Genomic DNA, 11,221 nt, shown 5'->3' with positions numbered 1-11,221 from the left:
TAAGCCCTTCTTCGCATTCAATACAAGCGCAATAGCAAGGAACCATTTCGGCAGAGGAAGTTTAGTCGCTTCAAAAATAGTCCCCACCAAAACACTATAACTTTTATTACAGCTATTACAATGGTGCCGCTGTGTCCCGTCACGTTTTGAGCTTTGTTTGCTCTTACAATAAGGGCATTGTGGCTCCCCGTGCCATCTAATCGCCTCCAAATGCGATATGCAGGTCTCCTGCTCGTGATACCTTGCAAGTACTTCTATTATGTTCATTATCATAAAGATACATATTTTAAATGTCTTTTCATAGGCTATTACTCTTGAGAGGGGTTAGGGGTGTGTCAGCCCGCGTGCATTGCGAATATTGCATGGCGACGAACACACCCCTGCCACTACACAGTCAGATGCGCCCCCTCTCAAGAGGGGAACAAAAAGTCACTTTTTCCCTTTAGCCCCGTGCTCCAAAATATGATTTTCAATTGTCCTCAAAACGTTAACCATATCCTGTCTAACCTCCCGCTCGGTAAATCGCAAGACAACTAAATCATAAGCAGCCAGTTCCTCATCGCGTAAGACGTCAGCATTTGATATCTCTTCATAACTATGATATTGGCCATCAATCTCAATCACTAAATCCAATTCGTAACAGTATAAATCGACGATATAATTTAACAGCGGCTTTTGACGGTGAAAATCGTACCCATACATTTGTTTATCTTTCAGTTCATTCCAAAGCAAAACTTCGCCGAGGGTGCTGTCGTTTCTTAATTTTCTGGCGAATTGTTTTAGGCTTGTATTATATGGGATGATTTTGCGGGGCATAAATCAATAATAGAAAAGAATTTAAGGAAAATCAAGTATTTTGGAGGATAGTTCAATAACACACCCCTAGCCCCTCTCAAGAGGGGAACCGTTCTTCCATAGACAATAAGATTTCGGACACCCTGTTGTTTTTTAGCTGCACAAAAAAAGGCCACCTGATTACTCAAGTGACCTTCAAAAATATAGACAAATAAATACTATGTATCTATTCTCGCGTATTTCGCATTCTTCTCAATAAACTCGCGGCGAGGGCCAACCTCATCACCCATTAACATGGAGAAGGTATGGTCGCATTCGGCGGCGTTTTCAATGCTGGCGCGTTTTAGGGTGCGGGTTGCCGGGTTCATGGTGGTGTCCCACAATTGCTCAGCGTTCATTTCACCCAAACCTTTGTAACGCTGAATGTGTACGCTATCTTCTTTACCCGCGCCTTTAAGGCGTTGTACGGCAGCATCGCGTTGTTCTTCAGTCCAGCAATATTCAAATTCTTTACCTTTTTTAACCTGGTAAAGCGGCGGCGAAGCAACATAAACATAACCGTTTTCAATCAGCTCCTTCATATAACGGAAGAAGAAAGTCAATATCAACGTAGTAATGTGCGAACCGTCGACGTCCGCATCCGTCATTATCACAATTTTGTGGTAACGCAGTTTGACCATATTTAGGGCCTTATCATCCTCAGGCGTACCGCGGCTTACGCCAAGGCCGGTAAACATGTTCTTTATTTCCTCGTTCTCGTAAATTTTGTGTTCCATGGCTTTCTCCACGTTCAGTATTTTACCCCTTAGCGGCAAAATAGCCTGGAATTCGCGGTTACGGCCCTGTTTGGCGGTACCACCCGCCGAGTCACCTTCGACAAGGTACAATTCGCACAATGCCGGATCGCTGTTGGCGCAATCTGAAAGCTTACCGGGCAAACCTGAGCCCCCCATAACGCTTTTACGCTGCACCATTTCGCGTGCCTTGCGGGCAGCAGCACGGGCGGTTGCGGCAAGTATTACCTTGTTCACAATCATGCGGGCCTCTTTAGGATGTTCTTCCAGGTAGTTACCTAAAATTTCGCCTACTGCCATATCCACAGCCCCCATTACCTCGTTGTTACCTAACTTCGATTTGGTTTGTCCTTCAAACTGCGGCTCCTGCACTTTAACCGAAATTACTGCGGTCATCCCTTCGCGGAAGTCATCACCGGTAATTTCAATCTTCATGTTTTTTAACAGGCCTTCCTTATCAGCATAAGCTTTCAAAGTACGGGTTAAACCACGGCGGAAACCGGCAACGTGTGTACCACCTTCAATAGTATTGATGTTATTCACGTACGAATGCACGTTTTCTGAATACGTATCATTATACTGCAAAGCCAGCTCAACAGGGATGCCGTTTTTAATACCGTCAACATAAATAGGCTCCGGTATTATAGCTGTACGTGTGCCGTCAAGGTATCTGACAAACTCAGCCAAACCGCCGGTGGAGTAAAATTCTTCAGTTAAAAAGCTGCCATCCTCTTCGGGTGTACGCTCATCAGTTAGTGTTAGGCGGATGCCTTTATTTAAGTAAGCCAGCTCGCGTAAACGGGCTGCCAGCGTGTCGTACTTATACTCGGTTGTAAGGGTAAAAATCTCATGATCCGGCTGAAAGGTTTGGGTTGTACCTGTACGGTCTGATTTTCCAATCTCCTTTACTTCAAACAAAGGCTTCCCTTGCGAGTACTCCTGGGTAAACATTTTGCCATCGCGCTCAACAACAGTTTTCATGTGGATTGACAGCGCATTAACGCAGCTTACACCCACACCGTGCAAACCGCCGGATACCTTGTAAGTATCCTTGTCGAATTTACCGCCTGCGTGCAAAACTGTCATTACAATCTGCAATGCCGATACCTTTTCTTTGGTTGTAATACCTGTAGGGATACCGCGGCCGTTATCAACTACGGTAATTGAATTGCCTTTGTGGATGGTTACATTTATGGTGTCGCAATAGCCGGCAAGCGCCTCATCTATCGAGTTATCTACAACTTCGTACACCAGGTGGTGAAGGCCTTTAACGCCAGTGTCACCAATGTACATCGACGGGCGTTTCCGCACCGCCTCTAAACCCTCTAAAACCTGTATATTATCTGCTGAATAATTTGATTTGTCTTCTTTTTCTTCGCTCATATATGGTAAAAACAATAACCTTCAAAAGTACGAAAAATACCCCATATTGCCGCATTTGTGGATAAGTAATAAGTGTGGAAAAGATAGTTGATTTGAAGATTAGTTGATTTGAAAATTTGAAGATTATAAAGCACATAAATTCTTAATATTGCCAAGTCGATAACCTTTGAAATATTAAATTTCCAAGGCTACTCATCTTCAAATCTTCAAATTAGCACATCTTCAAATCAATCGCACATCAAATTAGGATACTTGTGCTTAAAGTTTATCTTTGTCAAAATTTTTATAAATCAAAACAAGCAAAATTCTTTGCGTAAATCGCAGTAAAACAAATTAAAACAATGAAAACTTCGGCTTCAATTATTACTAAAATTGCTCTTGGTGCTTTACTTGCCGGAAGCTTAGCAGCATGTAATCAAAACAAACCAGCAACCCCGGCCACACCAGCTGCAGCAACAAGTGTAAAACCCGAAATTGTTTACATAAACGAAGATACGGTTAATACAAAATACAATGCCTCGATAGATATGCGCAAACGCCTTGAAGATAAAGGCAAAAGCATGCAGAACGATGTAGGTGGTAAAAGACAGGCCTTACAGCGCGAAATTGCAGAATACCAAAAAAACGCTGCTACCCTGAGCGCCGACCAGCGCCAAACTACCGAGCAACGTTTACAACGTGAAGGGCAGACTGAACAAAGCTACGAGCAAAACGCAAGTGCCCAGATGCAAACCGCCCAGGCCGACGAAAGCAAAAAACTTTACGAAAAAGTTTATGAGTTCACTAAACAATACGCCAAAGAAAATGGCTATAAAATGGTGCTGACCTTCCAAACAGGTAACGCTCAGCTTTTATATGCTGACCCAAGTCTTGACGTTACAGCTGATTATTTAAAAAAGCTGAACGACGCCTACGCTAAAGAAAAGAAATAACAATGTACGGATGAGGGCACACGCAACTGCGCGAGTGTTTTTCAAAATGATATTATGACAAAAGCCCCGGCAAATCGCCGGGGTTTTTTAATTTTGAACCTATGGAAAACGGGATGAATGAAAACTTTATGCGGATGGCCATTGCATTGGCCGAAAGCAATATTGAGCAGCGCCTTGGCGGTCCGTTTGGTGCGGTGATTGTAAAAGATGGCGAGGTTGTGGCAGGCAGCGCCAATAAAGTAGTACCCGAGAATGACCCCACCGCCCATGCAGAAATTTCGGCGATAAGACTGGCGTGCAAGGCTTTGGGTACTTACAATTTATCCGGTTGTGAAATCTATACCAGTTGCGAGCCCTGCCCCATGTGCCTGGGCGCCATTTACTGGGCACACATAGACAAAATCTACTACGCCAACACAAAGGTAGATGCCGCCAACATAGGTTTTGATGACCATTTCATTTATAATGAAATGGCATGCAGCATGGACGAACGAAAGCTGCCATTTGTACAACTATTGCGCGATGAGGCCCAGCCTGCCTTTAAACGCTGGCAGGAAATTGGATAGCAGCAGATTTAATTTTAAATCACAGCCATACCTGTAAAAAGAAAATTTATGGCAACTGGTTGAGATATACACAAATACGTTAAAATTTAAATACCTGACAATCAACATGTTTCACAGCGTTCCGGGTGTTCCGCGTGTAAAAATGGAACGCCTTGCCGACTTATAACTCATCCGCCGGGGCCGGCCTTTTAGTTATCGCATGAAAACAGGTTACGAAAGTCCCGGTATATCCTCTGCCTTATAATACACCGGGATCCCCAGTGAGTGTGCTTTTTCTACATCGCCGTCGGCACCCTTTGAGGCACCTTCAATCCGCCATATCGCATCGGCCCTGGTAATCATCCGGCGGGCAATAGGGTACGAAATTCCCTCGTAAATAGCATCACCAGGATACTTTGACCCTGCGACTTTTAATAGCGGCAGTGCAAACCACTCGCCAACAACCGGTATGTGCCCCGCCCTGAAAATAAGCAGCGCGGCTTCTTCCATTTTCCGCAGGTTGTTTTCCATCAGCACCGGGTCGTCGTTGGTTCCTGAGCGGTATGGCCCGGCAACCAGGATAATTAAGGCTTTGTCGTTCATATAAGATATTGTAAAAGAATTATTCTAAAAGATCGCGTGTCAAAACGCGTTCTCATCGCCTACCAGCGAATTCCTCACGGTCAGGAAAACAATTTTGAGGTCGAGCAAAAATGACCAATTTTCCAGGTACCACAAGTCGGCCTCAACGCGCTGGTTCATATCGTCAACTGTTTTGGTCTCGCCACGGAAGCCCTTTATCTGCGCCCAGCCGGTTATGCCAGGCTTCAAAAAGTGCCTTACCATAAACATGTCTATCAGTTCCGAATACTCCTCCGTATGGGTTATCATATGCGGCCGCGGCCCCACTACCGACATATTGCCTATCAGCACGTTAAAAAACTGCGGCAGTTCATCTAAACTGGTACGCCGTATAAAGGCCCCCAATTTGGTAACCCTGCGGTCGTTACGCGTTGCCTGCCTTTTATCCGCATCACCGTTAACATACATGCTGCGGAATTTATAACAGTTAAAAGGCTCGTTATTGTGGCCCGACCGTGTTTGTATAAAAAACACCGGCCCTTTCGACTCCAGTTTGATAATGAGCGCCAGGATGGGAAACAGCCAGCTGAAAATAAAAACAATAACAAACAATGAAAATGCAATATCGAACGTACGCTTTATCGAGCGGTTCAACAGGCTCTCCAACGGCTCGGCCCGGACAGATATCACCGGTATTTGCCCAAAACTTTTGATATAAACCGGCTTGTTGCCATAGTCGTAATACTCGGGTACCGATTTAAAGCGGATAAGGTTTTTATCGGCATCCAACATCAGCTTTTTTATGGTTTTAGCTTCGGATACCGGCAGCGTGCAAAAAATCTCAGTTATTTTATTGTGCTTCACATATGTAATACAGTGCTTTACATCGCCTAAATACAAACCTGCTTCGCTAACGTTGGAGGGCTCATCATCAAAAAAGCCTACTACCCGGTAACCTGTATCCCAATTTTTAAGCAGGTATTCGTGCAAATCCTGCCCGGTGCGGCCGGCGCCAACAATTACCGCTCTGCGCGTATCCATTAACGATGCGCGCTGCCTTTTACGTATCAGCAGGAAAATAACCTTCCAAAACCCTAACAACGATCCAAACAGTGCCAGCGAGTAAAACAGGTATTGCCGGGTGATAAAATAAGCCTCGGTACCAATTAATATCAATATGGTGAAGCAGATAAAACTGATAAACAGAAAATAGGCGTTAATTACGTTGCGGAAGGTTATGATTGAATCCTTGTTCAGCACATCGAAATATAACTTTGCTATATTGGCCGACAGCATCCATATCAAATTAAAAACCAGCACTATGGGCAGGTATTTTTTATTGCTCCCCGCTAATATGCTGGTACTGTTCTCAATATAATAAGTCGCTATTAAACTAATGTTCAATACCAGGTAGTCGACTACAAGATTTAAGGCTTTAAAAAAGGTGGTATGCCTGTTTATCATTCAAATTTTGCAGCTTAAATTTGTACAGTTTTTTGCCAAGATAACGATATAGCGGTTGTTTTTAGTTGCCTTTTTCAAAATAGTCGTCCTTCAGGTCGTCAATTTCGCGGCGGTCGCGCTTGGTTGGGCGGCCTGTACCCCTGTCGCGTTTTAGTACCGGGGCATGAAACATTGATTTAAACGCATTCGTTTCTTCAACCGGTGTAACGTCTTCATAAAAGTTAACAGCAGTTTTGGCGTCAACCCTGTTCTCCAGCATACCCGTAACTTTAACTATCTTTCTGTCCTGCCCTTTTGACACCTGGTACACCTCCCCTATTTTCACCTCGTGTGCAGGTTTAATATTCTGGCCATCCAGCTTTACGCGCCCGGCTTTGCACGCGTCTGATGCGAGGGTGCGGGTTTTAAAAAGCCTTATCGCCCACAAATATTTATCTATCCTAAGTTTTTCTTTAACCGGCATAAGTGGTCAAAATTACAAAGTTTTACACACTTGTCTATTCAACCTAAACAATTTTCCATTTGTTTAATTGTATGTTAACTTTACTGAACAAATTCTTTAAAAATCCTTTAATTTGCCGAAAGTTAAAATTTACTGATGCAAGACCTTAAAAAATTGATAGAGGCTGCCTGGGAAGACAGGAACCTGCTGAATTACACCGAGTACGTTAACGCTATTGATACCGTAATTGAAAACCTTGACAAAGGAACCATGCGCGTAGCTGAATTGATTGGCACACGCTGGCACACGCACGAGTGGATGAAGAAGGCGGTTATCCTGTATTTCCCCACCCGCCAGATGGAAGAAATTTCAGTGGGCCCGTTTGTGTTTCATGATAAAATGAAGTTAAAAACGGACTATGCCCAAACCGGAGTACGCGTGGTTCCGCATGCGATCGCACGTTATGGTGCGCACCTTGCAAAAGGCGTTATCATGATGCCATCGTATGTAAACATAGGCGCATATGTTGATGAAGGCACTATGGTTGATACCTGGGCTACAGTAGGCTCATGTGCGCAAATTGGTAAACATGTGCATTTAAGCGGTGGCGTTGGTATTGGTGGTGTGCTTGAACCCGTACAGGCAGCTCCGGTTATAATTGAAGATAATTGTTTTTTGGGCTCCAGGGCCATAGTAGTTGAAGGTGTACACCTTGAACGCGAAGTGGTATTGGGTGCAAATGTTGTATTAACCGCATCGACCAAAATTATTGATGTTACCCACGAAAACCCTATCGAATACAAAAGCCGCGTTCCTGCACGTTCGGTAGTTATTCCGGGCTCATACACTAAAAAATTCCCTGCCGGCGATTACCAGGTACCTTGTGCTTTAATAATCGGCACCCGCAAAGAATCGACCGATAAAAAAACATCATTAAATGATGCGCTGCGCGAAAATAATGTAGCAGTTTAGATTTAGAGATTAGAGGTTAGTTAATTGGAGATTAGTTCAAAGCCTTTTATTTTGGCTATGAACCATCATCTATGAACCATGAACAAACAACTAGTCTCTAATCAACTAACCTCTAATCAACTAACCCCATGAAAGTCCTGATCCGTCTTCCTAACTGGCTCGGCGATGTGGTGATGAGCACTGCGTTCGTGGCGGCGGTGAGGGAAACTTACCCGGATTCGGCGATTGACGTGATTGTTAAAAAGGAACTGGCCGGCATTGCTGCGCTCATACCGGAGATAGATAAAGTACACCCATTTTCAAAGCTGGAATACAAGGGACTCGGCGGTGTTTATCGCTTTGGTAAAAACCTTCGCGGCGAAAAGTATGATATATTTTTCAACCTGCCTGCTTCGCTGTCATCATTAGTGATGGCACGGGCAACCGGAGCAAAAAAGCGGGTTGGTTTTGCAAAGGAGGGTGGTTTTTTCCTGCTGACAAATCGCTATAAAACGCCTGCAAACCTACATCGCGTTGATGAATACCTGTTTTTGCTGGAGCAATTTACCGGGAAAAACATAGCCACCAGGAAGGTTAAGCTATTGCCGCAGCCAACCGAAAAAAACAACGCCCGTTTATTGGTTAATTTTAATTCTGAAGCCGAATCGAGGCGAATGCCTGTAGACAAAGGCCGGGCAATTATCAATTTGCTGACGTCGACCTTTACCGGTGCAACGCTAACTTTTATCGGCGCACCAAAAGAAGCGGCATTTGTTGATGAACTTATTGCCGGCGTTGATAACCGCGAAAGAATCGAAAACTTTGCCGGCAAAACGAATTTGCCCGGTTTGGCGGCTCTGATGGCATCGTCGGCGGCAATATTAACGACCGATTCGGGTCCGGCGCACCTGGCGAACGCAGTTGGCACGCCAACCGTTGTTTTATTTGGTGCAGGCAACGAACACAGCACCGCCCCATATAACAAACACAATTTGACCGTTTTACGTGCCGGGAAGCTGGACTGCGAACCTTGCATCAAAAACACTTGCAAGCTTTACGGCATACCAAAATGCATGCAACTGTTAGATGAATTACAAATGATTAACGCATTGACTGTATATTTGCCCCATGCTTAGAGACGAAGTTGCCAAAGCTTTTAAGGTGATACAGGATGGGGGCATCATCCTGTACCCTACCGACACTATATGGGGAATTGGCTGTGATGCCACCAATACTGAGGCTGTAAACAAAATTTACAGGCTTAAACAGCGTGATGAGGCAAAAAGCATGATTATTTTGCTGGACACCGAAAACAAACTGGAAAGCTATATCAGCGATGTGAACCCTTTGGCTTACGATTTGATAGAATATGCCGAAAACCCACTGACCCTGGTTATGCCCGGCGCCAAAAATATTTCGCCCGCATTAATAGCGGCCGATGGCAGCGTAGGTATCCGAATAGCCAAACACCCGTTTTGCCAGCAGCTGATACAGCGCATGCGTAAGCCGCTGGTTTCAACTTCGGCGAACATCAGCGGCAAACCATCGCCGCAATATTTCTCGCAAATTGATGAAGAAATAATAAGCGGCGTTGATTATGTAGTGGACATTGACCAGCACGACATGGAGATCAAAAACCCATCAACCATAATGCGTTTAGCACCTGATGGAAAGTTTGAGTTTATCAGGCGGTGATTTTAATTTACGATTTCAGATTTACGAATTACGATTTTTTTAATTTGTAATAAATCTGAAATCGTAATTCGTAATTAGTAAATAATGAGACAGCACTTACAAAACCCAATATTCTCAACGATATCAAAGCTTGCCGGCGAACACAACGTGCAGGCTTACGCTATCGGCGGTTTTGTGCGCGATATTTTTTTAAACCGGCCATCAAAGGATATCGACATTGTAGTGCTTGGTAACGGCATTGAATTTGCCGAAGCGGTTGCCCGTAAATTAAATGTTAAGTTATCCGTTTTTAAAAATTTTGGTACGGCATCACTTAAGTACCGCGACCTGGAGATTGAGTTTGTAGGCGCCCGCAAGGAATCATACCGCCGCGATTCGCGGAAGCCAATAGTGGAGAACGGAACTTTGGATGATGACCAGAAACGCAGGGATTTTACCATTAACGCCCTAGCCATATCATTGCACCCGGACACCTATGGCGAGCTGCTTGATCCGTTTGACGGCATAATCGATTTGGAAAACAAGCTTATCCGCACGCCGTTAAACCCGGTTGAGACCTTTAGCGACGACCCCTTACGCATGATGCGGGCCATACGCTTTGCTACGCAGCTCAATTTCAAAATTGATGAGGTGGCGATTGCTGCTATAAAAAATAATGTAGACAGGATTAGCATTATATCGCAGGAACGCATCACTGAGGAAATGAATAAAATTATTTTGTCGGCAAAACCGTCCATTGGGTTTAATTACTTGTTTGATACTGGCCTGCTGCACAAAATATTCCCGCAAATGACGGCACTTTATGGTGTCGACTATATCGACGGCAAAGGGCACAAAGACAATTTCTACCACACCCTGCAGGTTTTGGATAACATTTGCGAAACGACTGAGGACTTGTGGCTGCGCTGGGCAGCTATATTGCATGATATTGCCAAACCTGCCACCAAGCGTTTTGAACCCGGCCACGGGTGGACGTTTCATGGACACGAGGACAAAGGCGCCCGGATGGTGCCAAAATTGTTTACGCAATTAAAGCTGCCGCTGAATGAAAAAATGAAGTTTGTGCAAAAAATGGTGCAACTGCATTTAAGGCCCATTGTTTTGGCACAATCAATCGTAACAGATTCGGCTGTGAGGCGTTTACTTTTTGAGGCAGGCGAGGATATTGAAAGTCTGATGTTGTTGTGTAAAGCAGACATCACCACAAAAAATGAATATAAAGTAAAAAAATACCGCAATAATTTTGAGCTGGTCCAGCAAAAGCTGAAAGACGTGGAAGAGCGTGACAGCATCCGTAACTGGCAGCCGCCCGTTACAGGCACCGATATTATGGAGCTTTTTGGCATAAAAGAAGGAAGAGAAGTGGGAATTATTAAAAACCACATACGCGAAGCCATACTTGAGGGCGAAATACCAAACAGTCGGGAAGAGGCTATTCAGTACACAATTGCCAAAGGCGAAGAAATTGGCTTAAAAGTTGTGGGGAAGCCGTAACGATTTACGATATAAGATTTACGAATTACGATTTTAAAAACCCAACTATACAATTCACATTTTAGTGATTTCTAATAATTGATGCAGCATCTTTATAAATCCGAAATCGAACATCCGACATCCGAAATAAATAAAACATTACTA

The 11,221-nt window shown here is 44.2% G+C and carries 12 protein-coding genes; 6 read left to right on the top strand and 6 right to left on the bottom strand.

Translation table 11 applies throughout. The features are described 5' to 3' along the window. From NAF19_RS10365 to gyrB, 3 genes are all read right to left on the bottom strand, one after another. Nucleotides 1-267: transposase (locus NAF19_RS10365; RefSeq protein WP_252789970.1), on the bottom strand; the 267-nt coding region annotated here is incomplete at its 3' end. Between the two features lie 162 nt (nucleotides 268-429). After that, the gene (locus tag NAF19_RS10360) at nucleotides 430-816 is read right to left on the bottom strand and encodes an endonuclease domain-containing protein (protein ID WP_252789969.1); all 387 of its coding nucleotides are present in this window, start codon (nucleotides 814-816) and stop codon (nucleotides 430-432) included. A 197-nt stretch (nucleotides 817-1,013) separates the two neighbouring features. Then, nucleotides 1,014-2,972, bottom strand: coding sequence for a DNA topoisomerase (ATP-hydrolyzing) subunit B (gene gyrB, locus NAF19_RS10355; protein ID WP_252789968.1), 1,959 nt, complete (start codon nucleotides 2,970-2,972; stop codon nucleotides 1,014-1,016). A gap of 341 nt (nucleotides 2,973-3,313) precedes the next feature. On the opposite strand from gyrB, the gene NAF19_RS10350 reads away from it, so the two are divergent. Next, a complete protein-coding gene (locus NAF19_RS10350; RefSeq protein ID WP_252789967.1) occupies nucleotides 3,314-3,904 on the top strand; it encodes an OmpH/Skp family outer membrane protein in 591 nt (196 codons plus the stop codon). 101 nt (nucleotides 3,905-4,005) lie between these two features. Further along, nucleotides 4,006-4,470, top strand: coding sequence for a nucleoside deaminase (locus tag NAF19_RS10345; protein ID WP_252789966.1), 465 nt, complete (start codon nucleotides 4,006-4,008; stop codon nucleotides 4,468-4,470). Between the two features lie 210 nt (nucleotides 4,471-4,680). Here the strand turns inward: NAF19_RS10345 and NAF19_RS10340 are convergent, their stop codons facing one another. From NAF19_RS10340 to NAF19_RS10330, 3 genes are all read right to left on the bottom strand, one after another. Continuing rightward, entirely contained in the window at nucleotides 4,681-5,052 is a 372-nt protein-coding gene (locus NAF19_RS10340; RefSeq protein ID WP_252789965.1) for a DUF4406 domain-containing protein, read from the bottom strand. A gap of 39 nt (nucleotides 5,053-5,091) precedes the next feature. Further along, on the bottom strand, nucleotides 5,092-6,495 hold the full coding sequence (locus NAF19_RS10335) for an undecaprenyl-phosphate glucose phosphotransferase (protein WP_252789964.1): 1,404 nt from the start codon (nucleotides 6,493-6,495) through the stop codon (nucleotides 5,092-5,094). 61 nt (nucleotides 6,496-6,556) lie between these two features. Further along, complete coding sequence (locus NAF19_RS10330; protein WP_252789963.1) at nucleotides 6,557-6,958, bottom strand: RNA-binding S4 domain-containing protein; 402 nt, start codon at nucleotides 6,956-6,958, stop codon at nucleotides 6,557-6,559. 135 nt (nucleotides 6,959-7,093) lie between these two features. Here NAF19_RS10330 and NAF19_RS10325 point away from each other — a divergent pair, with 135 nt between their 5' ends. The 4 genes from NAF19_RS10325 (at nucleotide 7,094) to NAF19_RS10310 (ending at nucleotide 11,077) form a co-directional block, all read left to right on the top strand. Further along, nucleotides 7,094-7,909: a 2,3,4,5-tetrahydropyridine-2,6-dicarboxylate N-succinyltransferase gene (locus NAF19_RS10325; RefSeq protein ID WP_252789962.1), complete on the top strand. Its 816-nt coding sequence runs from the start codon at nucleotides 7,094-7,096 to the stop codon at nucleotides 7,907-7,909. 128 nt (nucleotides 7,910-8,037) lie between these two features. Beyond that, on the top strand, nucleotides 8,038-9,024 hold the full coding sequence (locus tag NAF19_RS10320) for a glycosyltransferase family 9 protein (protein WP_252789961.1): 987 nt from the start codon (nucleotides 8,038-8,040) through the stop codon (nucleotides 9,022-9,024). After that, the gene (locus NAF19_RS10315; protein WP_252789960.1) at nucleotides 9,017-9,583 is read left to right on the top strand and encodes an L-threonylcarbamoyladenylate synthase; all 567 of its coding nucleotides are present in this window, start codon (nucleotides 9,017-9,019) and stop codon (nucleotides 9,581-9,583) included. The genes NAF19_RS10320 and NAF19_RS10315 overlap by 8 nt, the downstream gene beginning before the upstream one ends. A gap of 84 nt (nucleotides 9,584-9,667) precedes the next feature. Next, nucleotides 9,668-11,077 carry a CCA tRNA nucleotidyltransferase gene (locus NAF19_RS10310; protein ID WP_252789959.1) on the top strand — a complete coding sequence of 470 codons (1,410 nt, stop codon included), beginning with the start codon at nucleotides 9,668-9,670 and terminating at the stop codon, nucleotides 11,075-11,077. Nucleotides 11,078-11,221: the final 144 nt, after the last annotated feature.

Source organism: Mucilaginibacter flavidus, assembly GCF_024055575.1.
Taxonomy (GTDB): domain Bacteria; phylum Bacteroidota; class Bacteroidia; order Sphingobacteriales; family Sphingobacteriaceae; genus Mucilaginibacter; species Mucilaginibacter flavidus.
Note: the sequence above shows the minus strand (reverse complement) of the source record. Positions and strands in the feature narration are given on the sequence as shown.

Coding starts and splice junctions, on each gene's coding strand:
- NAF19_RS10310 (WP_252789959.1), top strand. CDS start 9,668: ATGAGACAGCACTTACAAAACCCAATATTCTCAACGATATCAAAGCTT.
- NAF19_RS10340 (WP_252789965.1), bottom strand. CDS start 5,052: ATGAACGACAAAGCCTTAATTATCCTGGTTGCCGGGCCATACCGCTCA.
- NAF19_RS10345 (WP_252789966.1), top strand. CDS start 4,006: ATGGAAAACGGGATGAATGAAAACTTTATGCGGATGGCCATTGCATTG.
- NAF19_RS10360 (WP_252789969.1), bottom strand. CDS start 816: ATGCCCCGCAAAATCATCCCATATAATACAAGCCTAAAACAATTCGCC.
- NAF19_RS10325 (WP_252789962.1), top strand. CDS start 7,094: ATGCAAGACCTTAAAAAATTGATAGAGGCTGCCTGGGAAGACAGGAAC.
- gyrB (WP_252789968.1), bottom strand. CDS start 2,972: ATGAGCGAAGAAAAAGAAGACAAATCAAATTATTCAGCAGATAATATA.
- NAF19_RS10320 (WP_252789961.1), top strand. CDS start 8,038: ATGAAAGTCCTGATCCGTCTTCCTAACTGGCTCGGCGATGTGGTGATG.
- NAF19_RS10330 (WP_252789963.1), bottom strand. CDS start 6,958: ATGCCGGTTAAAGAAAAACTTAGGATAGATAAATATTTGTGGGCGATA.
- NAF19_RS10335 (WP_252789964.1), bottom strand. CDS start 6,495: ATGATAAACAGGCATACCACCTTTTTTAAAGCCTTAAATCTTGTAGTC.
- NAF19_RS10315 (WP_252789960.1), top strand. CDS start 9,017: ATGCTTAGAGACGAAGTTGCCAAAGCTTTTAAGGTGATACAGGATGGG.
- NAF19_RS10350 (WP_252789967.1), top strand. CDS start 3,314: ATGAAAACTTCGGCTTCAATTATTACTAAAATTGCTCTTGGTGCTTTA.